26 protein-coding genes and 1 riboswitch are annotated in these 22,770 nt (G+C 56.4%); of the genes, 12 read left to right on the forward strand and 14 right to left on the reverse strand.

Going from position 1 to position 22,770, the window contains the following annotated elements; genetic code table 11:
- Positions 1-96: 96 nt before the first annotated feature.
- From NOR51B_RS06760 to NOR51B_RS06770, 4 genes are all read right to left on the reverse strand, one after another.
- Complete coding sequence (locus NOR51B_RS06760) at positions 97-357, reverse strand: hypothetical protein (RefSeq protein ID WP_009021147.1); 261 nt, start codon at positions 355-357, stop codon at positions 97-99.
- A 64-nt stretch (positions 358-421) separates the two neighbouring features.
- Positions 422-595 (reverse strand): hypothetical protein, encoded by a 174-nt coding sequence (locus NOR51B_RS15505; RefSeq protein WP_009020579.1) that lies wholly within the window; start codon positions 593-595, stop codon positions 422-424.
- 1 nt (position 596) lies between these two features.
- Positions 597-779, reverse strand: coding sequence for a hypothetical protein (locus NOR51B_RS06765; RefSeq protein ID WP_040481889.1), 183 nt, complete (start codon positions 777-779; stop codon positions 597-599).
- A 212-nt stretch (positions 780-991) separates the two neighbouring features.
- Positions 992-1,519, reverse strand: coding sequence for a hypothetical protein (locus tag NOR51B_RS06770; RefSeq protein WP_009020574.1), 528 nt, complete (start codon positions 1,517-1,519; stop codon positions 992-994).
- A 475-nt stretch (positions 1,520-1,994) separates the two neighbouring features.
- Here NOR51B_RS06770 and NOR51B_RS14930 point away from each other — a divergent pair, with 475 nt between their 5' ends.
- Both NOR51B_RS14930 and NOR51B_RS15210 read left to right on the forward strand, forming a co-directional pair.
- Entirely contained in the window at positions 1,995-2,864 is an 870-nt protein-coding gene (locus NOR51B_RS14930; protein WP_009019995.1) for an HNH endonuclease, read from the forward strand.
- A gap of 99 nt (positions 2,865-2,963) precedes the next feature.
- Entirely contained in the window at positions 2,964-3,392 is a 429-nt protein-coding gene (locus NOR51B_RS15210) for a very short patch repair endonuclease (RefSeq protein ID WP_081443911.1), read from the forward strand.
- Here the strand turns inward: NOR51B_RS15210 and NOR51B_RS06780 are convergent.
- Positions 3,352-4,410 (reverse strand): DNA cytosine methyltransferase, encoded by a 1,059-nt coding sequence (locus tag NOR51B_RS06780; RefSeq protein WP_230198421.1) that lies wholly within the window; start codon positions 4,408-4,410, stop codon positions 3,352-3,354. The two genes, NOR51B_RS15210 and NOR51B_RS06780, sit on opposite strands and share 41 nt — an antisense overlap.
- 980 nt (positions 4,411-5,390) lie before the next feature.
- Here NOR51B_RS06780 and NOR51B_RS06785 point away from each other — a divergent pair.
- From NOR51B_RS06785 to NOR51B_RS06795, 3 genes are all read left to right on the forward strand, one after another.
- A complete protein-coding gene (locus NOR51B_RS06785) occupies positions 5,391-5,597 on the forward strand; it encodes a hypothetical protein (RefSeq protein WP_009021328.1) in 207 nt (68 codons plus the stop codon).
- Between the two features lie 158 nt (positions 5,598-5,755).
- Positions 5,756-5,855, forward strand: a riboswitch (SAM-I-IV-variant riboswitch).
- 56 nt (positions 5,856-5,911) lie between these two features.
- A complete protein-coding gene (locus NOR51B_RS06790) occupies positions 5,912-6,418 on the forward strand; it encodes a hypothetical protein (protein ID WP_009019210.1) in 507 nt (168 codons plus the stop codon).
- Between the two features lie 41 nt (positions 6,419-6,459).
- Positions 6,460-6,789 carry a hypothetical protein gene (locus tag NOR51B_RS06795; RefSeq protein ID WP_154647630.1) on the forward strand — a complete coding sequence of 110 codons (330 nt, stop codon included), beginning with the start codon at positions 6,460-6,462 and terminating at the stop codon, positions 6,787-6,789.
- Positions 6,790-7,069: 280 nt separating this feature from the next.
- On the opposite strand, the gene NOR51B_RS06800 is transcribed toward NOR51B_RS06795, so the two are convergent.
- Together NOR51B_RS06800 and NOR51B_RS06805 are read right to left on the reverse strand one after the other, a co-directional pair.
- The gene (locus NOR51B_RS06800; protein ID WP_081443912.1) at positions 7,070-7,891 is read right to left on the reverse strand and encodes a M48 family metallopeptidase; all 822 of its coding nucleotides are present in this window, start codon (positions 7,889-7,891) and stop codon (positions 7,070-7,072) included.
- A 167-nt stretch (positions 7,892-8,058) separates the two neighbouring features.
- Positions 8,059-9,042 carry an AraC family transcriptional regulator gene (locus tag NOR51B_RS06805; protein WP_009020413.1) on the reverse strand — a complete coding sequence of 328 codons (984 nt, stop codon included), beginning with the start codon at positions 9,040-9,042 and terminating at the stop codon, positions 8,059-8,061.
- A gap of 136 nt (positions 9,043-9,178) precedes the next feature.
- Here NOR51B_RS06805 and NOR51B_RS06810 point away from each other — a divergent pair, with 136 nt between their 5' ends.
- The 5 genes from NOR51B_RS06810 to NOR51B_RS06825 all read left to right on the forward strand — a co-directional run bounded on the left by NOR51B_RS06810 (position 9,179) and on the right by NOR51B_RS06825 (position 11,504).
- A complete protein-coding gene (locus tag NOR51B_RS06810) occupies positions 9,179-9,400 on the forward strand; it encodes a hypothetical protein (RefSeq protein ID WP_154647631.1) in 222 nt (73 codons plus the stop codon).
- Positions 9,393-9,560 carry a hypothetical protein gene (locus NOR51B_RS15385; protein ID WP_154647632.1) on the forward strand — a complete coding sequence of 56 codons (168 nt, stop codon included), beginning with the start codon at positions 9,393-9,395 and terminating at the stop codon, positions 9,558-9,560. Before NOR51B_RS06810 ends, NOR51B_RS15385 begins: the two co-directional genes overlap by 8 nt.
- A gap of 63 nt (positions 9,561-9,623) precedes the next feature.
- Positions 9,624-10,160 carry a hypothetical protein gene (locus tag NOR51B_RS06815; RefSeq protein ID WP_040481892.1) on the forward strand — a complete coding sequence of 179 codons (537 nt, stop codon included), beginning with the start codon at positions 9,624-9,626 and terminating at the stop codon, positions 10,158-10,160.
- Between the two features lie 416 nt (positions 10,161-10,576).
- A complete protein-coding gene (locus NOR51B_RS06820; RefSeq protein WP_009019261.1) occupies positions 10,577-11,092 on the forward strand; it encodes a hypothetical protein in 516 nt (171 codons plus the stop codon).
- A 154-nt stretch (positions 11,093-11,246) separates the two neighbouring features.
- Positions 11,247-11,504, forward strand: coding sequence for a hypothetical protein (locus tag NOR51B_RS06825; RefSeq protein WP_040481893.1), 258 nt, complete (start codon positions 11,247-11,249; stop codon positions 11,502-11,504).
- Between the two features lie 515 nt (positions 11,505-12,019).
- Here NOR51B_RS06825 and NOR51B_RS06830 read toward each other — a convergent pair.
- From NOR51B_RS06830 to NOR51B_RS06840, 3 genes are all read right to left on the reverse strand, one after another.
- Positions 12,020-12,604 (reverse strand): hypothetical protein, encoded by a 585-nt coding sequence (locus NOR51B_RS06830; protein ID WP_009019087.1) that lies wholly within the window; start codon positions 12,602-12,604, stop codon positions 12,020-12,022.
- A 752-nt stretch (positions 12,605-13,356) separates the two neighbouring features.
- Positions 13,357-14,139 (reverse strand): DUF6090 family protein, encoded by a 783-nt coding sequence (locus NOR51B_RS06835; RefSeq protein WP_009020919.1) that lies wholly within the window; start codon positions 14,137-14,139, stop codon positions 13,357-13,359.
- Between the two features lie 258 nt (positions 14,140-14,397).
- Positions 14,398-16,431 (reverse strand): S9 family peptidase, encoded by a 2,034-nt coding sequence (locus NOR51B_RS06840; RefSeq protein ID WP_195891480.1) that lies wholly within the window; start codon positions 16,429-16,431, stop codon positions 14,398-14,400.
- 414 nt (positions 16,432-16,845) lie between these two features.
- Here NOR51B_RS06840 and NOR51B_RS06850 point away from each other — a divergent pair, with 414 nt between their 5' ends.
- Both NOR51B_RS06850 and NOR51B_RS14935 read left to right on the forward strand, forming a co-directional pair.
- On the forward strand, positions 16,846-17,388 hold the full coding sequence (locus tag NOR51B_RS06850) for a hypothetical protein (protein WP_040481895.1): 543 nt from the start codon (positions 16,846-16,848) through the stop codon (positions 17,386-17,388).
- 223 nt (positions 17,389-17,611) lie between these two features.
- Positions 17,612-19,165 carry a midcut-by-XrtH protein gene (locus NOR51B_RS14935; protein WP_050759429.1) on the forward strand — a complete coding sequence of 518 codons (1,554 nt, stop codon included), beginning with the start codon at positions 17,612-17,614 and terminating at the stop codon, positions 19,163-19,165.
- 7 nt (positions 19,166-19,172) lie between these two features.
- Here the strand turns inward: NOR51B_RS14935 and NOR51B_RS06860 are convergent, their stop codons facing one another.
- The 4 genes from NOR51B_RS06860 to NOR51B_RS06885 form a co-directional block, all read right to left on the reverse strand.
- On the reverse strand, positions 19,173-20,207 hold the full coding sequence (locus tag NOR51B_RS06860; RefSeq protein WP_009019027.1) for a reverse transcriptase/maturase family protein: 1,035 nt from the start codon (positions 20,205-20,207) through the stop codon (positions 19,173-19,175).
- A gap of 151 nt (positions 20,208-20,358) precedes the next feature.
- Positions 20,359-20,634: a hypothetical protein gene (locus NOR51B_RS15670; RefSeq protein ID WP_154647633.1), complete on the reverse strand. Its 276-nt coding sequence runs from the start codon at positions 20,632-20,634 to the stop codon at positions 20,359-20,361.
- 856 nt (positions 20,635-21,490) lie between these two features.
- Positions 21,491-21,733, reverse strand: a complete 243-nt coding sequence (locus tag NOR51B_RS06875) for a hypothetical protein (protein WP_154647634.1) — start codon at positions 21,731-21,733, stop codon at positions 21,491-21,493.
- 210 nt (positions 21,734-21,943) lie between these two features.
- The gene (locus NOR51B_RS06885) at positions 21,944-22,744 is read right to left on the reverse strand and encodes an EcsC family protein (RefSeq protein WP_009020770.1); all 801 of its coding nucleotides are present in this window, start codon (positions 22,742-22,744) and stop codon (positions 21,944-21,946) included.
- Positions 22,745-22,770: the final 26 nt, after the last annotated feature.

The raw sequence follows: 22,770 nt of genomic DNA on the forward strand, positions 1-22,770 counted from the left end.
CCCCAATACCCCCTCCGGCCAACTACTTGAGCGCAGAGTTTGCATCCAAGTAGTTGAGAGCAGGCGAGACCTCAGCCTTGCCGGCGCCCGAGGCCCCTACCCGGGGCCGGTGTTGGGCGTAGTGGAGGTGCCGGGGGATGGCGCCACCCCCAGCTCCAGTTCCTTCAGCCTTAGATAAGCCATCAGGTATGCCTCCAACATCCCGGGCGGATGCTCGGCGAACTCGGCGTCGAGGATGGCAATCGCGATCATCTCGTAGCGGTCATACAGGTCCTGCGGTGAGCCGGGACAGCCCGGAAGAAGCGCAACGGCTTCCTCCAGGCGAGCGCCGACCTCCGCCAGTAAGCGGATAGTCATAGGTATCTCCTATTAAAGTTGAGGTTTAGATTGGTGTTCAGATGCCCAGAACGGGCGAGAGGGGTCAGGCGTACTGCGGGGTGTCCCGGCAGTCCTGAAGTAAATCGTGCCAGGGATCGAGATCAGTTCCTGCCATGATCTTGGCCTGATCATTCACGACCTGGGCAAAGTCCTCGGGGGGTACTTCCCAGGCAGACACGATTTCCAAGGCTTCAGCAATGTAGTCTTCATAGTTCATATCAGTGTTTCCTTTCGTAGTAGCGATAAGCGAGGTAACTGAGGCCAGCTACCCCAATGAGCAGTCCGAGGACTGGGTACAGGGTCATCAGCAGCGCACCGAGCGCAGCCGAGAAAAACCAGAGGCTTCCAGACGCGAATCCGAAAGCCACGGCGATGAACAACAGTAGTGAGAGCAAAGGCATCTCCTTGAGTCAGTGGGTTGAGGGAAGGTGTTTTTGCCGCGCGCAGGGCACAGCCTCCGACGTTGCGTCGGAAAGCTCGGAATACGTTCTACGTTTGGGTGAGTTCCTGATGGCCCTCAGAAAATGGGCTTACGCTTCAGGGGCTTACGGGAGGATTGTCGGATTCACCATCCGACTACAGATTTGGCGGTGTCGCCTGAGGGGTGAGAGTGCTACTCGGCTTTGGCCGGAGCGGCCGGTGCCTTTCGTATACGTGTGCCTGCTTTGGCCTTAGCCTTGGCCCGAGGCTTCCGCGGTTTGCTATGCGGTGCCTTCGTTGCTTTGACCGACTTCAGGAATGCCGCGACATCCCCGAGCTCGTACTGGCGCCGTTTGCCGGCCAAGAGCCGAACGACACCCTCGCAGAGAAGGGCGGCCAAGAGGAATGACGGGGTATTCACGGACTTGCCCTGGAACAGCGTCCGCAGCGCCATGCTGGTAATCGGTCTTTCGACCGGCCACGCCTCCAGAGCAGCCTGGATGGCTGAGAACGGAATCCATTCATCACTGAAGAAGCCGCCGCCAGAGTTCTTGGCGATGCGCCAATGCAGGGCTCCGGCCTCATCGGTGCCGAGTTCGTAGTCCAGCTTGCCGCGACCCTCCAGGGACTTTGTCGATGCCTTCTTGATGACAGTGATGGAGGGGGTATCGGGGATGCTGGGGTTCTTGTCGGTTGTCTTGCGTTTGCTGGTTGTAGCCATAGGGTTCTCCTTTCGTGGCTGATGGGATTAAAGAAACGCCGAGCGAGCGGGGGCTACCGCCAGGACTGCTGATGTCGCAGGCCTGGGTTTATATGTGACCCGGGGTATAGCTGCGCTAGTGGTATTGAGGCACAAAGCCCTGGAAAAATGCTGGAATCATTAATTGTGACTTGGAGTAAAAAAACGATATCAGTCAATAGAAAAGACTGCATTTAAATGCAGGGAAAACGTCGGGTCAGGCCCCAAATCAGATACGCAGGTTTCCCGAGTTTTCCGATGCAAAAAATCGCATTAAATGGAAGCAATGAGAGCCCAAATGACACGGCAAGAACCGTCTGGTCAAAGCCCATGATCTCCGCAGCAAAAAAACTTGGCTCTGTCCGATTAAGGGGGCCGCAAGTATTGCGTTAAGAATGGCATTGACATGCAATGAAATTGCTTTAGCATTTACCCTGTAAATTTAACGGGTAAACGTATGCCACGATTCCAGCAGCGACATCTTTCGGCGCTAGGCGCTATAGACGGTGCCTATTCAAATGTCACACAGCGAGAAGCGGGCGGTGATAAATCGGTTACCGTGGATCGGCACGAGAAGGCTGTTTTGTTTGACGTCTATGGTGACGACTTTGCTAGGACCAGCGCAGATAGGAGTCCACCCACGCGGCCGTTTAACGTTATAGACCTGTCTTTGGGTTCTTTTGCGGCTAAGGAACTGGCGATTAAGTACCCCAAAGAGTCCGGGGCAGAACTTCGTCTTTATTTCAGGCGAGACTCTGGTTTTTACCCAGAATCAGGGCAAGTTTGGTTTATGTTCCGGCGCGAGAATGAGCCGCTGCCGTTCATAGGCTCTTGCTCGTCTGCGCTCTTTGACTCCATTACTTCGGATGACGATGTGGTGAAGGCTGTCCAGCGTGACTTCGCACTGGATGTAGACGATGACGTTTATCAAAAATTGGTTGCTGCACCCGAGGACGCAGTCGTACCAAAAGAATACCGAGCAATGAGATATGAAAGATCGGCCGCAGTTGGAAGGGAAGCTCTTGAATCCGCAGGATATGCGTGTGAGTTTGACAACACGCACGAGACTCCACTCTCCGCAGTGACTGGCCAGCCCATAATGGAGGTTCACCACTTGGTGCCTATATCAAAGTCTGCCGAGTTCCGTTGTAGTTTGGATGTCTTGGCAAACGTAGTGAGTCTTTGTCCAAATTGTCATAGCGCAATTCATCGTTCCACGAAAACAGTCCAGGTGGCTATGTTGCAAAAGCTTTTTGGAGACAGAAGGGCGGCAATGGCCGCTCAGGGGATAGATCTGACCGAGGAAGGACTCTTGGGTTTTTATTGATACTGTTCGGATTTTTTTATGTCGCAGTAAGCCGATCACGTTTTGGTTGTGCGACGTAGATTTCGGGTTGATCCTTTTACCACTCACTTTGGACTGCCGATGGATCGTATTAGTAAGAAAGCGCGGTCAAAAAATATGGCTGCTATCCGTGGCAAGAACACTCGTCCCGAGTTGCAGGCGCGTGCTTACCTGCATGCGAAGGGAGTACGATTCAGAACCCATGTTAAAGACCTTCCTGGAAAGCCTGATGTAGCGATAAAGAAGTATTTCCTCGTGTTAGAGGTGCGTGGTTGTTTCTGGCACGGACATGAGGGGTGCGAAGTTTTTAGGCTTCCAAAATCCAATAGAGCTTTTTGGTCGGAAAAAATAAACGGAAATAAGGCTCGCGACTTACGTAACGTATCTGAATTAGAAAAGAAGGGTTATCTGGTCTTTGTTGCGTGGGGCTGTGATTTGGCTAAGGGCAACTACCAAGTGCTGGATAGCTTCATTGCCGCATATCACGACCGGAAAAATAGCTTCGCTTGATAGATGAGGCAATAGCCTGAACAACGGGTACAATTACGCTATTTCCAAGAAGTTTGTAGGCTGGGGTTTTTGAGGCGGGTAGTTGAAACGTCTCGGGGTAGCCGAACAACTGCCTACATTCATCAATTGTGAGGTATCTGGGATTCCTGCCAGTTTGAGGAACAAGGCACTCCTTTGCGTCTTTTCCGTACCGCGCAACAATAGTGTTTGATGGCTTGTCTAGATTTGCTTCAAGTGCCGTGAAACCCGTTCCGCGCTCCACGTTTCTGATCGTTCGTGCCTTGTGCCCCGCCCACATTTTATCCGATAGAGTGTACTTGGGATCGGGTTCCTTAGAGAGTACTGATCTCAATGGTATGGAACCCTCTGGAAACTTTGGGAATTCAAAGGCGCCGCGATTCGCAGCTATATCGTTTCGCACAGCAACCATAAAGCATCTCACACGGCGCTGGGCGACTACCGACTGTGAATCAATTATTTTGTAATTGAAGGCATATCCAGCACTCTCTAAAGATTCTCGGATGATGTTAAAAGTCCTGCCTTGATCATGCCGAGTTATATTTTTTACGTTCTCCAGAAACAGTACCTTCGGCCGTTTGATGCGCGCTAAACGTTCAATAGAGAAAAATAATGTGCCTTGTGTTTTGCAGCTGAAGCCGTGGGAGCTACCCCTGAAATTTCTGGCTGAAACGCCGGCAATGCTGAAAGGCTGGCAAGGAAATCCGCCAGCGAGCAAATCATGGTCGGGCACCAATTGATCAACTTGCTCATCGCTGAGATGTTCGCCGGTGAACTTGTTGATATCACCAAACGGATAATCCCCGTGATTGCGGAAGTAGTACTCCTTGGCCGTTTTATCCCACTCAGAAGCAAAAACTGACCGCCCCCCTTGTGCCTCTAGACCGAGGCGGAATCCACCTATTCCCGCGAACAGGTCAATGAACTTAAACCTGGCCTCTTTTCGTGCAGTCACTTTTTTGAGCACCGCATCATCTGAGATAGTTGAACGCAAACTCAATCGGCTAATCACCTCTGCCCAATGGGCATCGGTCTTAAGGTGCGTTGCCAGCGCTAACTGTTCGTCATGAAGGGGAGTCCCATGTAAAAACTGCCCAAGAGTGGCACTGAGATGTTCGGTCAGATCAGGTGTTAGTGTGCTAATTTTGGACCTCCTTCGGTAACAAGCTTCATCTCCATGTCTAAATCGGTCATTCGCGACAGCTCAATCATGTGAACTCAATTATCACCGGTTTTGTAGCGATTGACTGATCCCTATCCGTGTTTTTTCTGCTTTTTTTGGTCGCTTACTCCGGATGTCGGCTTCCTATGCGATATTTGGCTAGGAGGTAGCGAGATCTCAACTGAGACAGTTGGTTTTGACTAAATCAATCATGTGTAGTGCTCGGTCGCGACCAAGTAGTGACACTCAGCAGACAATTTTCAATGACTGAAAACAAACTTGAACCTAGATGTCGTCTCTGGAGGAGCCCTTGGACCGATCTAAACAGCTGTAAGAGCGATGCGCAGCGTTTAGCCAAGCCTTATGAAGCAAATAGGATCAATCGTGAAAATTACAAGGAAAAGAGCCGGCGCTACTCGCTCTTGTGGCTTATTCGTATTGTGTCCTGGTAACACGAGACGCCTTTAAACACGTGTAGCGTTTGAAGGTGGTGTTGCGATGTGTTGATTGCAATTCCTATGATCTGATGTGTATTTCGTGAGCGATGGGCACCAATTTTGGATCTAGCTAACGATAAGGGGGAATGGTGGGCCTGCGCGGACTTGAACCGCGGACCGGCCGATTCTTACCGGGATTCTCATCCCGACCTGGACTATCTCTTCACCCCCAGCCTAACCTTGTAGGGTGCCGGACGCTAATCGTGCCTTAAGCAGCAAGATCGTGCTGTCCCACGTAGGCTCTGCACCTTCCACCGCGTTTACGGGCATTAACCTCCTTACGGTGGGTGAGTTCTACGAACCCACCTAAAGGAGGTAGCCATGACGACCCCCACGCTGCACGACCAGATCATTACTTTGCTCACCGAGACCCTCGACGCTGCAGAGGCCGGTGAGATCCATCTTCCACTGCTTGCCCCCGTAGCCCGTCCGGTGCTTGCCCGCATCCGCCGCGAGCAGTCCTACGACCCGGAGGTCCTTGCGCTGCTGGATAGGGTTGAGGCGCTTATCGCCGAGAGGGAGCGGTGAGGGTGGCTGCTCCCGCGGGTCAGGTGCTGGCTGCCCACTTCTCCGTGGCAGGTGTGGGTAGGCTCGGCAGGTCAGTGAACTCTAATGCCGCGAAATGTCGTTAAATGCTCCGATCTGCATTTAATGTTGACAAATATGCAGGTATCGCCTAATGTGTGGGCCAACATCAGGAAGGGGCGAGCCCCTACCAACCTGCCTGACCTGGGCAAGGTGGTATCCGCAAGGAGATGTGGCCGATCGGCAACCAAACAGGTACCTGCCTTGTATTGCCTCGTTCCTCCCTGGTGTGCGTCAACCCAGCCAGAGGAGGAAGCATGATCTACATCACCTATGCCCTGTACGCTGTTTACGCCATTGCCGCGGTGGCTGCCGTGCGCCACTGGTGGCACGACCGGGACGAGACCGAAGTCGCGGCGTTTCAGGGGCGCCAGATGGATCGCGAGTTGGAAGCGATCTTTGGGCCTCGCGTTCACCAGCGGGTGATTCCTCCGGAGGTGCAACCGGCGCCGCCGTCGGTCCCAGCGCGGAGGAAGGGCATCGGTGGACCGAACGAAGCAGCCCTTCGTGACCACGACACTGCAAAGAAGCCCTGGAAGCTTGCGCTGCCCTCGGGCTGGGATGAGCAGCGGAGCCTCTGGTGGAACCTGCGGCGGGATGCGGCGCTACAGCGCCTGCACGAGGCCCGGTCCCGCAGCGACCGACGTGAGGCCCGCCTGCGGCTCTACCGCCTGTGGGGCGAGGTGCTGGCGGACCCGCCGGATCGCGCGCCAACCAAGATGATGGGCTACGCCGCACGCCGGTGGCGCGATGGCGTGAACTGAGGAGAAATCAACAGGAAAACGAAGGAGGTTTTATGTCTGATTTGGACAGACTACGAGTAGTACAAGCGCAGCAAACGCAGCTCTCGCCCGAGGAGCAAGGGCTATGGGAGGACATCGAGCGGGTCTTCGTGCAGTATCTCGACCCGGATGCGCGGCTCCTGCACCACTGTAACGACGGCATCGTCACCTGGCACCTGCAGCAGGGCGCCATGGAATCCCTGACGCTGACCACCGATCTGGACGCCTATGCGGCGCTGTGTGGTAAGGACTCGGGGGTCATCGAGGACGCGCAGCGGCAACTGTTCTGCGCTGCCCTGAAGCGCTGCTTTGCGGCTGCGGGGGTGGCGCTGGCTTTCACTACGCTGCAGTAGCGGGCGTGAGGTCGTGGGCCAGATTTAACCAGCCTGGAGCGGTTAACTCGCCCATGCCCTTGGGTTGGTAAGTGAGAAGACCGGATGTAGTAAGGACGGGGTTTTCGGGGCAACGCCACCTCACTTAGATAAATCAGGTTTCGCGGTTTTTCTATAGAGCATTTCTTCAGTGGCACTATCCGGCTAAGAAAGCCTATGTGTCTGCCGCGCCCAATGCGCGGCGTACAGAAAGAAAGTGCCGCGATGGTCAGACCATGATGACACACTTCAGTTTTCCCGACTACTTTGCGTCGGGCATTCCATCTTCGTCCATTTCGACGTGTGAGATGACCGCGTCATAAGTGGCGAGGCGGTCAGGCCCAGCCGGGTGCGTGTCAAACAGCCCGGTTTCCATCCGTTGCGACATCGCGCCCATCTTCACCAGGACACCGCGTGATTCCATCAGGGAGTATCCGGCGCGATGCAGAATGTATGCAGACAGATAGTCGGATTCCTTTTCCTGCTTGACGCTGAAAGTTAAGTTTCCGATTGCTGCGCCCAGATACGCTGAGTTCTCCACTGCATTGGACATGTTTTGCGTGCAGCTGTAGCTGTAGCAGGGTCCCGCATTCGCCGCGACGGCGGCCATCGCGATGGCACCCAGAATCGCACCGGTCGCTGCCCGGGTCTTGGTTTCGTCGATGTGGTCGGCGATGTGATGCCCCATCTCATGGGCAAGTACCATGGCCAGCTCGTCATCCGAGCCCACCGTGGTCATGACGTCGTGGTAGACGACTATCTGGTTTTCTTTGGTAGCGTAAGCGTTGAAGTCTCGTTCATCCGCGTAGTCAACGTCCCACCAGCACGTATCTTGCTCGTCGGACTGCTCGCAGACTTCCTGCGCCGCCGGCAGTAACCGGTTGTAGACGCGGTGCAGCATCGCCTCTGCTTCTTCTGCGCTCATCACCCGTTTCTGCAGTGGCATCGGGTGGCTGGTGATCTCCACCGCTGCATTGCTGACCAGATGCGCTTCGGCCAAAGGCATCTCGTGGCCCACGCCTGCGCAGCCTACAAAGGCGATTGCAGTTGCTGGTACCAGTAATCTCGCTGGGTTCCTCATCATGTTCTCTCCCGATTAAAAGGTTGCGAAGAAGTCGATCTTTGCGACCGGTTTCGACCCTGTTAATGGTGGGGGAGACTTGAGGGAGATTGAATGACGAAGCGCGTCAAGCGCATTACACGACGCGCCATTGCTTGTATGTGGGCTAGGTAAAGGCTCGGTGTCCTGCTTTACCCCCGCGCCTCGCTCGGCGTCTGACCAGTCCAGCGTTTGTAAGCCCGGGTAAATGACGTCTGGTCTGAGAACCCCAGCGAGAACGCGATCTGCGTGATGCTCTGGCTCTCAGCCAGGTAGGCGTCCGCCAGCTTCTGGCGCGTCTTGTCCATCACTGCTTTGAAGGTGGTGCCCTCAGCCTGCAGCTGCCGGTTCAGCGTTCGGTTACTCACATGCAAGTCGGCCGCGACGGTCTCGCTGGCTACCCGCCCGGATGCCAGCCGTTCTGTGATGGCAGCCTGGACCCGCTCCACAACCTTACTTCGGTCGAGCTGCGCCAGGTAGCGCACGGTCTCCTGGTCAATCATCGCGGCAATGGCTTTGTTCCCGCCGGGCAATGGCTCGTCCAGGATGGCTTTAGGCAGCACGATGCCGTCCACGTCCGCATCGAAGCGCACGGTGCATTTAAAGTAGCTGAAGTATGCGGACTGCTCAGGCGGCGCAGAGTGAAAGAGCAGAATCTCGCTCGGATTGAAGTCATCGCCACAGCTGATGCGGCAGAGCTTTACCAGGGTGCTCAGCAGTGAATCGGCGAGCGCCGGCAGCGTAAAAGCATTGCCGCGGTACGATAGGGCGATAAGGACCTGCCCGTCATCGAGGTCTTTCACCTCCAGGGCACCGCGTTCGATGAGCATATCGAAGTATTCCGACGCCCGATGCAGAGCGCGCCGTAGGGAAACGCTGGCAAGCCAGGCGTAGCCGAGGGAGCCAAACATGGCGGGGCGCCAGTGCTCTCCGTAATGCACCCCAAAGGCCGGGTCGTGAATCCGTGTGCTGGCACGCAGCCAGGCCGCATTGCACGCCGCCACGGGAAGACGCTCGTTGGACTCCCGCAGCTTCGCCGGGTCGATACCTACGCTGTCGAAGATTTCTGCCGGATCTTCGCCATAGGACTCAATCAGAGTCCAGAGAGGGCGGATAGCGGTAGCCAAGGCTGTCATGCGGTGTCTTACTCCTGCTCGGGTAGCTTTGATTCTGCCGTATCAGGCAGTAGATGCAAGCAACCGCGGCGCAAATGGTCATGCGAACGGCGCGGTAGGCCGAGGCTGGGCCCCCCTCGCTGCGGAAAATACCAGCATGACTACCTACCAACCCAGCGATGCCAACGACGCTCTCCCCACACGCGACTTCGTGCGAGCGGAAGCGGCGGCCAAGGGCGTCTGTATCGAGACCCGGGAATGGGATCAGGCGCTTCGGAGCTACCGCACAGCGACGGCGTTGCTGACGCCTGCGGAGGCTGAGCGGCTGGCCTTCTCTATCGCCGCAGCGGTGAAACACGCTGGAGACAGCAGTGAATAGAAACGCGAGGAGCGATCGAGATTTGATGGGCCTGGCGCTTGCAGTAGAGATGCTGGCTGCTGGCTGTGCTGCTCAGAATTGTAAGGGTTGCCGGGTAGGCCTCGGGTTGGCAGATATGGGTATGCGGATGGCGCGGATCGCCGAGAACGCCAGTCGGTGATTAAGCAAACTATGCCCATCGCATCACACAGCAAATCAATTCAATCCACTGGAGATATCAGAAATGTTCAAAAATGAGAGAGGGAAATCTATGCACGGCACCACAGGCATTTTTTGTGGACTGCTCGGACTCGCGTTGGCTTCAGAAGCGATGCAAGTAAACGCAGAGGAGGAAAGGTACACACTCTACGGAATGTATGGTGAGAATTCCGACCTTCCCGAGGAGGATGCGTTCGGATTGGGGTTGCTCTATCACCGCCCGGACAGTCCGTGGATTCTTGGCATTGATGCTGCGAGTGAGGGTTCGATGAACAACAACGGTTGGATTGAACCAGGCGTATCTTTCAATGGTGTCATTGGCTACGACGTTTACGAGACAGACAGCCTTAGAGTGAGTTTCAGCGGTCTGGCAGGCGTTGGGACGGAGAGTATTAGCTGCCCTCCGTCCTACCTAGGCTTTGACTGCTATGCAGATCGCGAGCCTGATCGAGAATTCGGCTTTAACGGCGGTGGCCTTTTAACCCTTGAATATCGAGCGATTTCAATTGGGTTCAGAGCCACTGGCCGGAGCCAGCAATTCACATTCGGATTCAATTTTTAGACTGGTGCTGAACTCTGTGTGCGACGCGATCCGGCACCTTGCGGGCGGTGATTACCCGTCCGACCGAGGACACAACGCGAGCGTGGACATAATGATTGCGTTCTGCGTGCAGAGCATCGTCAAGATGTTGAAGACCGCCGCCATCGAGGTCACCAGAAAGACGAAAGGCTTAGCGTGAGTCGCTTATGCGGCTCGCCTGTACGGAAACAAGGTACTCGCCATAGGATTTCTTGGGCGCCCATAGAAAGCCCGAGGCAGTGAAAGTGCGATTACGACAGGAAAGTCTTGTCGGGTGGGTTTAATCCTGGCTGGTTTGGATATGAGGATGGCGTAAACAGCCGAGTAGCGAGCTGCCAAATCCGCGAAGCTAAGTCCATCGACAAACATCAACTTCTATCAAAGCAGAGGAAGCAACCATGGAACTCATCATCGTAATCGCAGCGGCTGTCGGCGCCTATCACCTGGCCAAGAGCAAAGGTCGCAATGCTTGGGGGTGGGCTATCGGCTGCGGTCTTTTTCCTATAGCCATCATCGTGCTCGCATTTCTCGGCAATGAGGGTGAGCGTAAAGCGGAGCAGACTGCATCGCTATCTGAGCAGCAGACAGCCGAGGAGGCAATTATGGCTTCGGGAAATCAGGAACTTATCAATCAGCTGCTCTTGGCGAAAGCTACGGGGCAATCGGTACGGGGTGGCGCTGCGCCTACTCGCACCAGCAATGATTCCTCGCTGAAGACCGCGGGGGCTGTCGCCGGGGGTGTGTTGGCAGCGAACGCCGTTTCTTCGGCGATGCATGTCGCGGCTGTCGAGAGCGTGATGGACGAAGCAGCAGCGAGCCTGGAGGGCGTCGATAGCTTTGCTGAGGTTGGCGTTGACGCGGGTGAAGCAGGCGAAGGCGTGGACGAGTTGTTGGAATCGCTATTCAGCTCATGATTGACGTGCACGGCTCCATTCCAGCGCGGGATGAAACCTTGACGGCCTCCTGCGAACCTTTATGGATGAGCCGCGAGAAACACCACTGCCTCGTGCGCAAGGCAAGTGCAAAAGGATTTCGGAGTAAGATTCAAGAAAACAGGACGACCTACACATGAATATTAGCCAGATTGTAAGCATCGGAGCCAAAGGCGTAATCGCTTTAGGATATTTGATTACTGTGTTTAGCGTATTTGTTGGCATGAGCTTGGTTGTGGATGGGGGCGCATATACCCGCGGTGCGATCCAGGTAGTTCAACTCTATGTCGAAGCAGCAGGGATAGTTGCCATCCCATTAATCATCACGAACTGCCTAAGGGGAATATATGCATTCTCGGTGAGTGCCTTCAATGATTGGAGTTCCGCGGATTAGCAAAAGCATCAATGGCCGCTCCCCAAGTGAGGTTCGGCTTTGGTTCGTCAGGCTACTTATCAACAAGGTGGCTCGGCTCTTCATCACTAACGAGGGACCCCGGCGCTCATTAAGCGGAATTTGCAGAAACGGTTTAAGGTCAAACACCTGATGTCCCTCGCAGGCGCGACCACCGACGCTGTTCAGCTAAAAATGAGGTGCGTCTATTCTTTTATAAAGAGAATAAGCGCAGTTAAGCTAAGTGCATTGTTCATATTCAAGCCTTAATCGGTTGCACATACCCGCAGCGTAAACAAACAACAAGTTCGCTCCACAACCTTATGCGGGCTACCGGAAGTCTCCTCCCGGCCTGGACTATCTCATCACCCCCAGATTCCTCTGGTAGGGTGCCGGACGCTAATCGTGTCTTACGCAGCAAGATCGTGCTGCTCCACGTAGTCTCTGCACCTGCTCCCGACTGCCGCGGGTGTGGTTGCGGATTCGCTTTGCAATAGACTCGCATCGGCACACCTGCATCATTGATCAACTGTTTTTGACGTTCCTCCGCTGTAAGCAGCTTGCAGCTCGCCCATGAGCTGACCGAGGTTCAGTTCGGTGTGGAACAGCAGCCCAAGGCAACAGGCGGCAACATAGACGTAGCCGAAAAAGTCTAACGCCAGGTTATTCTTGTAAGTTGAGAATACGGCCACCACTGCCAGTACAATCCAGGAGCTTCGGGCTACGCCATTCAAACCCAGCCATGAAAGGACAAGCGTGATGAATATCGCGCCCATGGTAATGCTGCTCGCCCGGTTTCCGCCGAGAGCGAGTTCAACCAATGACGCGAAAACCATGAGTAGTAGCAGAAATGAAACCGTGGTGTAGATTGACTTGTCCCACTTCAAGAGCCCCCGCATGTAAAGAGGCGCCATTATTGGTAATGCGAGAGCTGAAGAAAGAAAGGTTGGACTGAAAGTCATGTGGCGCTCCCACAGCCAGCTTACCTGTGCGTACTCTTGGAATGACATCGCGGCAGCAAGTGCCAGACAGCCAAGGGCGAGGAACCGCTGGGTTTGGGGCGTCAGCGTGGCGTCATCGACTAGACGGCGTAGATACTTCATAAGCGAGAATGATGTCCAACGGAAGGGTCAACGCAGAGGGTAGTCTAATGCTTCAGGACCTGCGACTCGCTCTTCATCATACACGGGCTCTTCATTATTAACGGGGGACACCGGGGCTCATTAAACTGTTTTTGCGGGCTCTTCATTATTACCAGGGGACACCGGGGCTCATTAAACTGAATGTGCGGAAACGGTTTAAGGTCGAACACCCGTTATCACTCGGCTCTTCATCATAAACGGGGCACACTGGCAGCCATTAAACTGAATTTGCGAAGTTCGTTTAATGGAGAGAACACCGATGTCCCACGCAGGCGACACCCACCGAACCGCAGTCGATGGGTCAAACCCATAGAAAAGCTATAAAAATCAAGAAGATGGTGGGCCCAGAAGGACTTGAACCTTCGACCAATCGATTATGAGGATGGGGGAGAGGGGCGAGCCCGGGCTGCAAGGGCAAGAAAGGTAAGGGCTTTTCTGCTCGCGCTATTGCTTCAGCACCGATACCGAACCAGGACCGAACCGATCCGAGGCCGGTCTGCGGGGGCCGTGGCTGTAAGCCGAAGATTGCTAACGAGTTCCTGCAAACCGAACACCGAACCAGAGCCGAACGGGTTGCTGTAGCGGCGTGCTTCCCGAAAGCGGACGTCCATCAACCGCACGCTGACCGGCAGGAGTCGGCCAATAGGGGCCCCTATCGAAAAACCTCAGTCAGTCAGTAAAGTGCCCGGTTAGTTGCATGGGGATTGAATCATTCAAAGGCCACTGATTTCTCGGGCGTAATTTTGCGCCAGATCGAGCACGTTTCGGCCCCGCTTCAAACGGTCGCCGTGCACTTCGATCTGTTCCAATTGCATCTGGCGCACAAAAGGTAACCAAGCGATTAATTCAGATTTGCTTTGCAACCGCTGGGCTGCCTCAAAAACACCCTCGATTTTGGGTCGTTCACTGCTCGGGGCATCCATGTTCTCCGGGTAGAAAAACAACCAGTGCTGCTGAATGTACTGTGCCTGCCTTGTGTTCAGAACGCCGGCGGCCAGTTCGAAATGGCGATGCTCGGTCGCAAAGTGTAATGGTCGATACTGGCGTTGAGATGCATCAAAAGCGTAGTAATCGAAGAGTGCGTTCTTGAGAGTCGCGCTACGAATCAACCGTAGGTCGCCCGTGGATCGAAGATTGTCGAAAGTGTACGAGGTGAGTTCCGGTGTATAGGTATAGGCCGCCTGGCTGACTGCGCCCATGAAGACGGTAGGCTTCGCCATTGCGGCTTTCGGATCCTCACCCACTGCGATCAGTAGGTCCACCAACTCCAGCCGCAACTGCTGCAGAGCGATTGCGCTCTCAATTTCCGGAATATCGGTCTGCATATCGGCAATCAGCCGGTTGACATAGGACCGCTCCTGCTGCCGCTCGGCATGGTCTTCTCGCCAACGATCCAGTTGGAACGCGAGGAGCAGGCCAGCCATGACGACCAGAATCTCAATTGCAACAGCGAACCAGTCGCGTTGGCGCACAAACACGAAAATTCTCTTCAGCATGCTTCGGACCGAGTTAGCTGGGCAGATCTTACCGCACGTTCAGTCTAAATAGTCTTGCGGCCGTCCGCCATTGCCCCAGCAGTGAAGGTGACCAAGCCCGAAACCCATCAAAGACAGCCCAAAGCCTAAAGTCGACGTCCGCTTCCGGCTGTGGATTCAACCTGTCGTACCTTCGTGTAAGCACCGCATCGCAGGGACGCGATCAATGCTGTTGCCACCAGCCTGCACGGATGCCAGCGCTGTGGCCGGGGCACAGGTCTATTGCCCCCGTACCGTGCGGTCGTACCAGTCTAGGTAGCGCTGCCAGCGATCGCGACGGAAGCTCGGCCGGTCGATACTATGATCCTCATCAGGGTATACGACCAGTTGGGTGTCGATCCCGCGGCGCTTCAGCGCCTGGTAGAGCTGCTCGGAGTTCTGTATCGGCACGTTCCAGTCATCCTTGCCGCCGATGACCAGCGTAGGCGTCACGACCTTGTCGACGCCCTCCCAGGGCGAGATCCGCTCCCAGGCTTCCTTGTTTTCCCAGGGCAGTCCGAGCTCGGCTTCCCAAATGTACTGGTATTGATCGTGACCGTAGTTCGCGATGTAGTTAACCTCGCTTGCGCCTGTGATCGCACCGGCGAATCGATCCGACTTCGTGATCACGTAGTTCGTCAATATACCGCCGTACGACCAGCCGCCGACGCCCAGTCGATCAGGATCGGAATAGCCCTGATCGATGGCGTAGTCGACCGCGGCCATGACGTCCTCGAAGTCGGGCACGCCCCAGTTCGCGAACAGCGCCGCGGAGTAGTCCTGGCCGTAGCCGCTAGAACCGCGCGGGTTCGAAATGACGACGACATAGCCCTCTGCTGCGAAGAGCTGCGCTTCGGCATTGAAGCCGAAGTCGTACTGCGAGACCGGGCCGCCGTGGATGCGCAGAATGGTCGGGTAGCGCCGCCCCTTGCGAAAGTCGGGCGGCGTGAAGATAAAGCCCTCGACCTCGGTCCCGTCGGCGCTCGGGAACGTGACGTTGTTAACCTCGGCGAGCCCGAGTCCCGAGAGCACGTTCGCATTGGTCCGAGTCAACGGCTCCAGCGCGTCATCGGCGAGCAGGAACACCTCGGCCGGTGAATGCGGCACGCTGATCGTCAGGGCGGTGTCGCCAGCCAGGTTCTGCGAGTAATCCTCGACAATGAGTTCGCCGCGAACCTGTCGATCGATACTGCCGGTCTCGAGGTCATAGCGAGCAAGATGCTGCTCCGCGCTATCCTCAAGCACGAAGGTGATGCCGCGCCCATCCGGCGTAAAAGCTGGCTTGATGACGTTGCGATCGAGTGCCGCGGTCAGCACACGCGCCGTCCCGCCCGCCGCAGGCACGATGGCGAGGTGATTCGTCGCATACCAGATGAGGTCAGGCTCCGTGACTGTCACGTACGCAATCTGCTTGCCGTCCCTGCTCCAGGCAGGCGCGTAATCGCTGCCGATATTGCTCGTCACGCGGCGAGCTTTGCGCGAGCTTGCATCGCCGACGGCCGAAACAATCCAGATGTCGGTGTTCTGCGTTGCATCCGGCTCATCGGCACGATTGCTGACGAATGCAATCTCGCGTCCGTCGGGCCGCCATGCGGGCTGGGAGTCGTCGAAATCACCGAAGGTGAGCTGTAGCGGCGTTTCGCCGCGTCCCCTGACGGCATAGATGTGGGTGCGGCTGCGGTCGAGGTAAGGGACACCGTCCTGCTTGAATTCCAGGCGGTCGATTACGTGGGGCAGCGGCCGTTCGTCCCGGCCCTCCTCATGCGCCGTTTCCCGCTCCAGGTCCGCCGCGGTCTTGTCGCGGATCACTAACAGCATGCCCTTGCCGTCGGGAGCCCAGCGGAAATCGCTGACACCCTGGTCGACGGCCGTATAAGCCTGTGCTTCGCCACCGCGCCGGTCGAGCGTCCAGACCTGCGTTTTCGGTTCGTCATCCTCGGCGCCTCTCGCCGCCAGGAAGCCGAGGTAGCGCCCGTCAGGGCTCCAGCGCGGAGATGATGCCGAGTAATCGTCAGCGGTCAGCTGGACGACGTCGTCGCCGGCACGAGACACCATGAATATCTGCGTGCTCGACTCGTCGGCCTCCCCGTCGACAGCCTCGACCGTGTAGGCGACCCAGCCGGCATCCGGACTGATCGCCGGCGCCGCCACGGATTTCAGGGCCAGCAGGTCGTCGATCGTGAGCGACCTCTGCTGTGTCGCAGCCTGCGCGAGGCCGGGCACGGACAACGACAGGACGACGGACGCCACGGCTAGCTCTCGCAATGTGGTCACAGGCATACTCCGGGCAGGGGGTTTGAATCGGCAGCCGACATTACTTCGGGCCCAGCGTAGATTATGCGCTGAATCCTGGACGGGTCAAATGCTCGGTAAACGTCCCCGACAACCCGACATGCATGCCGGAAAGTACAGGGTAAAAACCCCAGACGCTTGACTTACGGCACGATTCCAAGGGTTGGCTCCCGCGGCCGGGCTCGAGCCTTGGGTCGAGCTGGCCCAGGGCGCTGATGGGAACCTGCGGTTCCACGGGGTGATGGCGCCGACGAACGAGGAACTCTCGCGGTTGGTACACCGCCTGGCGCGGCGCATTGGCCAAGAGCGGACTAAGGGAGAGCGGCCTACTAATAATGCTTAACACGGTTTGACCTCGGCACTATGCTTGGAGCCTTTGTTCGTAAGGGGCTGACAATGAAGCTATCTGACTTAAATGAGTACATTCAAACGGGCGCGGCGGCTGTAGCGATTGTCGGCATCTTCGTTTTGGGATACGAGTTGCGCCAGTCGAATGCGCTTGCGACGCAACAAGCACAATCGCAGTCTTGGACTAATTGGTTAAACTGGCACCAGAGCTTGAATGAATCTGGCGTGATGGCGGTTGTGGCCAAATCGATTGAAGACCCAGCTTCTCTTACGTTGGCTGAGAAGGAGGAGTTGTTCAACTACTACGTGGGCTGGATTTCTCTCTATCAAGCTGATTTCGTCGTATTTCAATACACAAGTCAAAGTGTTGTGGATGAAATGCTTGGAGAAGCGGAGGAGGTCCTTAGCCAAATATTTAGCACTCCATACGCAAGGGCTTTGTTCAGTGAGGTCGGCTTTGGGAGTAGGCACCCGGAACTCGACAAGCGCATCGCTGAAAGGATTTCCGAGCTTCCTGCCGACCACTACACTCAGATGCATCGGAACATAGACGCAAAGCTCGCTAAATTTTTGCGCGTTCCAGAGGCTTGATTGAAATCCTGGATAGGGTCGGAAGCGGACATTCGACAAAGCAACCTCGGAGGTCCGCTATCGGCCACAACCTGCCAGAGACTGAACGGCAAACTCACGACCCCGCTCAACCTCACGAGATAACCAAAGGCACCATCGGTCCGTGACTCTTGCAGACGCGTTCTTTTACTGGAATGCTTGTCACTCCTCAATTTTCCGACACCTATTTCCTCAGGGAGTGCCCATGTCTGTCTTCAGGCACGTATTAGCTTGGCTCGCAGTCACCCTACCCGTGTCAGCTATAGCTCAAACCACGGGCACCCTGACCTACGGGCCGTCGGCTGGGGCTGGAGGCAGTGGCGCGACCCCTGCAGAGCCTGTTCCGATTCCCTCCCTGTTCCTGTTGCCGCTGGCCGTTGCATTGGCGTTCTTCGGCTACCGGGCGCTGCGTAAGCAAGGTGGCAGGCAACTGCTGGGCGCGGTGCTGCTCGCCTCGGGCGTGAGCCTTGGCGGTATCAGCAGCCTGCACATACAGGACGCCATTGCGCAGATGATGATTGAGCTGAACCAGCCGAACGGCGGCACGGTGGATATTCCTGTCTCGGATGCCATCTACACCAACACCTCGGGTGTGGCCCTGCAGATCGGAACGGTAACGGCACCGCCATCCTGCGCGACCAGCGCACCTGCTGACGAGTGTGTTACGGACCTGACCCTTGAAAACGGTGAAAGCTGCAGCACGGTATATGACTGCACTCAAACCATCAGCTTCACATCTACAGCCCCCACCGACGCCACCGCCGGTGGTGCCACCTATGACGTGGCCGCCACAGCAACCTCTGGTCTGGCCGTGACCTTCAGCACCACCAGCGCCGCCTGCTCTGTCAGCGGCTCTACGGTGACCTTTGACGCTGTGGGTGACTGTGTCATCAATGCCGATCAGGCGGGGGATGCCAATTTCTCTGTCGCCCCGCAGGTACAGCAATCATTCAGCGTTGCCTTGCCCGTGGTCACGGTCACCAAGACGGCGGATGGGGCCGAGGGCATGATGCCCACGGATGCCTCCTTTACGTTGACACGGACGGGCGATACCACCAACCCTCTGACAGTGACCTATGCCTTGTCGGGTACGGCGACGGTTGTTAATGACTACACCGTAGCCAGCGAGGCGACCATTGAGATCCCCGCCAGCCATTCCTCCGTTGACCTGCCGATTACCGTGTTAGATGACGAGGTGTACGATCCGAGTGAGACTGTGGAAGTAACACTGTCCGCTAACACGGCTTACACCGTCGGGACCGTGGGTGCAGTCGTGGCGGAGATCACGGCTCCTGACAAGCGATTATTCGTGACTCGATCTGGTTACGTCGGAGGTCTCGGTGGCATCGCCGGCGCAGATGCGAAGTGTAACGCGGATGCGAACAAGCCCAGCGACGGGGGCACCTACAAGGCGATGCTGGCGGGCGGTGGAAGGTCGGCAGCCCCCACTCCATCCGACTGGGTTTTGGCGGCCGACACGAAGTATTTCAGACCGAGCGGTGTGTATATCGCGGGCACTGGGCCGTACGTTGTGTTTAGTTTCCCGCTCGTCTCCGCGGTAGACCCGGGTGTCGGTCGGGTTTGGACAGGCCTCCTAAACAATTGGACCGCGGCGGGGTCGACGTGCGATGGCTGGTCGGGTGAGACGTTGGTAGATGGTTTTTACGGTTTAGCGTCACGACTAGACATTCTGGCCATATCGATAGGCGCTTCATCGTGCTCAGGTGCTCAATACCCATTGTATTGCGTAGAGCAGTGACCCGTTCCTATTGCCTTAGGTGCTCAGGATACCGCCGGTCGGGCCCCTTGAGGGCGATACGCTGACTGCCGGCCGCCAATGGTCGTTGCGGTAAATCCACTGCTATGTCACACAGCCCACCCCTGGCCCAGCCTCGCCACCGTCGTAAGTACGCCCCAAGATAGGCCGACCTTTGCGGGTCGGCTTTCTTTTGCTCATAAAGCCGGGACAACGTACTTCGCATGTTGTCGAGGGTTTTGCGCGCCAATTGCAGTCTGTTGCGGCTAAATCGGTAACCGAGGAAATCGAATCCTCGGGCGATGTAGCCAATGCTCGTTTTGTCCGGATGCTTGGACAGCTTCAGCCGCCCCAGCACGCCATTGAGCACGGCGATGGCCCGTCGCAGTTGCCAGCGTGTTCGTGCCATCACCAAAATGTCGTCCATGTAGCGGACATAGAAGACGTCGCGTGGCTCCAATGCGGCATCCAGCTCTTGCAGGTAAACCGCACCGAACAGTGGACTGAGTGGCGACCCGCGCCCAATGCCCCGGCGAATATCCCGGTAAAGCCCGCCATGCTCGACTGTACGGCCGATGAACTGGGACAGCAGGTTCAGGGTCCAGCGGTCATTGATATGGGCGGACAGTTGGGTCAGCAAAAGGGATTGGTCAATCGACTCGTAATACGCCTTGACGTCGGTGCGAATAACGAAGCGGAACCAGGTGCTGTTGCGCTCTACGGCGCGTACGGCGCCCTTCAGACCGCCGTTTCCTTTGATGTGCGTGCAGCGCTTCGAAATACCAAGATGTGGCCTAATAGCCAGCGCCAGTGCTTTGGCTACCAGTGCGTCAGCGGCGCTCCACAGGTGAATCACGGTGCCGTCGGCCCTGTGGATGCATTGCAGGGGAGAGACGCGATAACTGCTCTGGCGCAGCGCGTCCAGTATGCGCTCACGCTCGCTTTGCCAGTGAAATCGCAGGTGCCAGATGTCCGCATTATCTGGATAGTGCTGGCGCCGGTGGCAGAGCCAGAGGTAAGCGGTGTCGATGTGCTGCGCTTCCATCGTTGTGTGAGCTTAGACGGAGGGACGCTGTTAGGCGATAGCCGACCTTCAGTAACGTCTAGCTGATCGTCTCTGATGGGTCGGAAGCGGACATTTGGTCGAGTGTTCTCAGATGTCCGCTATCGGCCAATAGCGGAAGCCTGATGCTCACCTATACGGCGACAGCTATCACCTCAGAGCTGACATTGACCAACCTTTGAACTCGGCTGTTATTATCCACCAAATCCGTCCAGAACGGATTGTAAAAACCATTCCAATCAGGTGAGTCAGTTATGAGAATACGAATGAGATTGGCGCTCGTCGCCATGGCATCGGTCTGGTCGGTCTGGGCGGTAGCCCAAACCACCGTTCCCAACGTCTTTACGAACGGTACTCCGGCAAATGCGGACGAAGTGAATGAGAACTTTAATGCACTTGCAGAGGCCATTGATAACGTCCCTGCAGGTACCGCAGGGGCAGCCGGACCGGAAGGACCAGCGGGACCACCGGGTGCCGAAGGTCCAGCAGGGCCCACCGGAGCAACAGGTCCAGCGGGACCACCTGGACCACCGGGTGCCGAAGGTCCAGCAGGGCCCACCGGAGCAACAGGTCCAGCTGGGCCCACGTTCTCATGTCCCTGTTACACCTTGGCAGAGGTAATTCAATCCACAGAGACATCATGTGTTTCTGCAATTGATGCGACTCCGACAGGGGTTGGTATCACTGCTAATCCGCCCACACGAGTTTTCGGATCGCAGCCCGATGGAACTTTCGCAGTAAATATGTCTGCGGACGGGAATAGAGGTTCATGTAGAACTGCGGCGGGCGGCTTTGAGTTTTTCTTGCCGCAATCAGTCTCTGGGCAATGCGCACTAATACTCATAGCTGCATTACCGGGGTGCTAACATGTGGGCATTCAATAGATTTTTTAGTAAGACCTGCATCCCGGTTTTAGGATTGCCGATCGCAGCTGATTCACATGCGGGCAACTGGGGCCAAAACTGGGGTAGCTTTCTCTGGGGGGTGGGCGGCTCCCCAGCACAGGCTATACCGGTCGATGGCATATGGATGCTTTTGGCGACATCATTGGTGATCGCGGCCCTAGGCGCGCTCAAGATGCGAAAGAAGTAGCTGCTAATTGAGACGAATCGCCCGCAACTGTGCAGGTTTTTTTGTGAGGATTGGGCGTGTCCGCATGTAGGCGAAAGCCGACGCTCAGCAACGCCAACCCGACCGGCAGAAGTGGGTCGAAAGCGGAAGCCCGTGCGTCGCCCCGCGAATGACCGCTTTCAGGCAGAACCCCCTCACTCCCCATACCGCTCCCGACACTGCCCCACGATCTCCTGCACCCCGCGCTTCGTCCGGGGCTCTAGGGCCTCCACCAGCGCCTCGACACACTCCCGCTGTTGCTCGGAGGCGTCGGGTCCCAGCAGCGCTATAGCAACCGCCGTGGCTCCCGCGGACAGCACGATAGCGCCAAGGAGCGTCAAGGCGGGCATCAGACATCCTCCGCGATGCAGTGGAGAGCGCCGTGGTAGGTCGTGCATCGTTCAGCCGGGGCTGCGGGGCTATCCCCGGCGCCCTCGGTAGCTTCCTGGATGCAGTACAGCGCGCCGTTGAAGGTCGAGCATTTCTCGATGTGAGTCGGAGTTGAGCTGATAATGACCTCGGTCGCCGAAGAGCCCCGCAGGTCCCGGGGGAGGGCAGCGATGCCCTCAGCGCCGAAGGGGATCAGGTACGATGGCGCAACATTGGAATCAGGGTTCCGGGCGAGCCGGCAAGCGAAAATAGGCATCCTCAATACGCTCTGGCCCATAGATTCGTTCCAGTCTCCTAACCGCAAAGTGGCCCCTTGCCATATCTTGGAAATGATCGATGAAAACAGTGTTAATGATCGCTCCACCAAAAGCGCCTATCGCTGGGACCGCCTGAGCCGCTATCTTCTGCGAAACTTGCACGCCGAAATATTGAGAAACGCGGGCAATAAGCCTGACCAGTGCGGGACTGCCGGTTTGAGTTACTCCTGCACGCGATAGATGTTGCGCTGCCTCGGAAACGGCTTTGGCCAGGGCCGCTCGTACTGCGTAATAACCAAGCTCTGTTCCATCGTCCTGTTTGGATGTGCCCCCGAGGGCGAAAACCTCAATACAAGCAATTTTTGTCGCTAAGTTATCGACAGATTCTCCTTCGCTTCTCGCGATGTCTGCCATTGAACGAAGCATGATGGTGGTCGATATCGGCAATTCGACTGCTATAGCCGCAAGCCCAAAAAACCCGCCGACACCACCACTGGCCGCAACGCCAAACTTGTGCCAATTGTTTGAGGATGCAACGCCCGGGGTATCCTCGATCGTGAAAATGGCTGCATCAGCGGCACTGTGCAATGCGGTCTCTACAACATCCTGTAAGCCCTCGTTCCAGCTCACTGGGAGCTGGTCTAAACCCAATTCAATAGGAGCGCCAATATAGTTTGATATTTTTGAGGCAACCCCGGGATTCTCAAGCAGCAACTTTGCTTCTTGGAGTTGTTTCTGATGTTCATTTGAGAGGGTCGGCATGGATTTCACTGAGAACAATCCTGAAC

The organism is Luminiphilus syltensis NOR5-1B, assembly GCF_000158175.1.
In the GTDB taxonomy this organism is placed as follows: Bacteria; Pseudomonadota; Gammaproteobacteria; order Pseudomonadales; family Halieaceae; genus Luminiphilus; species Luminiphilus syltensis.

Bases quoted from the DNA above. Each gene is read 5' to 3' on its own strand.
- NOR51B_RS06765 (WP_040481889.1), bottom strand. From the start codon at position 779: ATGCCTTTGCTCTCACTACTGTTGTTCATCGCCGTGGCTTTCGGATTC.
- NOR51B_RS14935 (WP_050759429.1), top strand. From the start codon at position 17,612: ATGTCTGTCTTCAGGCACGTATTAGCTTGGCTCGCAGTCACCCTACCC.
- NOR51B_RS06815 (WP_040481892.1), top strand. From the start codon at position 9,624: ATGTTCAAAAATGAGAGAGGGAAATCTATGCACGGCACCACAGGCATT.
- NOR51B_RS06785 (WP_009021328.1), top strand. From the start codon at position 5,391: ATGACGACCCCCACGCTGCACGACCAGATCATTACTTTGCTCACCGAG.
- NOR51B_RS06790 (WP_009019210.1), top strand. From the start codon at position 5,912: ATGATCTACATCACCTATGCCCTGTACGCTGTTTACGCCATTGCCGCG.
- NOR51B_RS15670 (WP_154647633.1), bottom strand. From the start codon at position 20,634: ATGGCCTCTGCAAGTGCATTAAAGTTCTCATTCACTTCGTCCGCATTT.
- NOR51B_RS06850 (WP_040481895.1), top strand. From the start codon at position 16,846: ATGAAGCTATCTGACTTAAATGAGTACATTCAAACGGGCGCGGCGGCT.
- NOR51B_RS14930 (WP_009019995.1), top strand. From the start codon at position 1,995: ATGCCACGATTCCAGCAGCGACATCTTTCGGCGCTAGGCGCTATAGAC.
- NOR51B_RS06805 (WP_009020413.1), bottom strand. From the start codon at position 9,042: ATGACAGCCTTGGCTACCGCTATCCGCCCTCTCTGGACTCTGATTGAG.
- NOR51B_RS06820 (WP_009019261.1), top strand. From the start codon at position 10,577: ATGGAACTCATCATCGTAATCGCAGCGGCTGTCGGCGCCTATCACCTG.
- NOR51B_RS06830 (WP_009019087.1), bottom strand. From the start codon at position 12,604: ATGAAGTATCTACGCCGTCTAGTCGATGACGCCACGCTGACGCCCCAA.
- NOR51B_RS06875 (WP_154647634.1), bottom strand. From the start codon at position 21,733: ATGCACGACCTACCACGGCGCTCTCCACTGCATCGCGGAGGATGTCTG.
- NOR51B_RS06825 (WP_040481893.1), top strand. From the start codon at position 11,247: ATGAATATTAGCCAGATTGTAAGCATCGGAGCCAAAGGCGTAATCGCT.
- NOR51B_RS06885 (WP_009020770.1), bottom strand. From the start codon at position 22,744: ATGCCGACCCTCTCAAATGAACATCAGAAACAACTCCAAGAAGCAAAG.
- NOR51B_RS06810 (WP_154647631.1), top strand. From the start codon at position 9,179: ATGACTACCTACCAACCCAGCGATGCCAACGACGCTCTCCCCACACGC.
- NOR51B_RS06770 (WP_009020574.1), bottom strand. From the start codon at position 1,519: ATGGCTACAACCAGCAAACGCAAGACAACCGACAAGAACCCCAGCATC.
- NOR51B_RS15210 (WP_081443911.1), top strand. From the start codon at position 2,964: ATGGATCGTATTAGTAAGAAAGCGCGGTCAAAAAATATGGCTGCTATC.
- NOR51B_RS06860 (WP_009019027.1), bottom strand. From the start codon at position 20,207: ATGGAAGCGCAGCACATCGACACCGCTTACCTCTGGCTCTGCCACCGG.
- NOR51B_RS06835 (WP_009020919.1), bottom strand. From the start codon at position 14,139: ATGCTGAAGAGAATTTTCGTGTTTGTGCGCCAACGCGACTGGTTCGCT.
- NOR51B_RS15505 (WP_009020579.1), bottom strand. From the start codon at position 595: ATGAACTATGAAGACTACATTGCTGAAGCCTTGGAAATCGTGTCTGCC.
- NOR51B_RS06760 (WP_009021147.1), bottom strand. From the start codon at position 357: ATGACTATCCGCTTACTGGCGGAGGTCGGCGCTCGCCTGGAGGAAGCC.
- NOR51B_RS06800 (WP_081443912.1), bottom strand. From the start codon at position 7,891: ATGATGAGGAACCCAGCGAGATTACTGGTACCAGCAACTGCAATCGCC.